The sequence below is a fragment of the Komagataeibacter melomenusus genome (genome assembly GCF_013155395.1).
GTDB lineage: Bacteria > Pseudomonadota > Alphaproteobacteria > Acetobacterales > Acetobacteraceae > Komagataeibacter > Komagataeibacter melomenusus.
On sequence record NZ_JABJWC010000136.1, the window covers coordinates 1 to 250 of the forward strand.

Annotated in this window: 1 protein-coding gene and 1 pseudogene; both read left to right on the forward strand. The window is 52.4% G+C overall.

Translation table 11 applies throughout. The features are described from left to right. Window positions 1–117 (forward strand): transposase (locus HNW77_RS17410; protein ID WP_018308590.1); only part of this gene is annotated, 117 nt, incomplete at its 5' end. Further along, window positions 118–250 (forward strand): annotated as a pseudogene (locus HNW77_RS18035) (winged helix-turn-helix domain-containing protein); the annotation flags it as partial.

Here is a 250-nt window from a genome sequence, read left to right on the forward strand (position 1 = left end):
AACCTCTGGGCTCGCCTCAAGGAGTGGCGCGCTGTCGCAACCAGATATGAAAAAACAGCAACGTCGTTCCTCGCGGTCATCCACATCGCTGCCGCAGCAGACTGGATCAAGCCCTAACAGGCCCTAAAACTTCTGGAATATTTCATGAGGAATGCAGGCACGGTGCTTTCCCGGCAAATGTTGCTGAAGGATGTCTGGCATATGGATTTCCCGGTTCGTACGAACATCGTCGAAACGCATATTTGTCGTC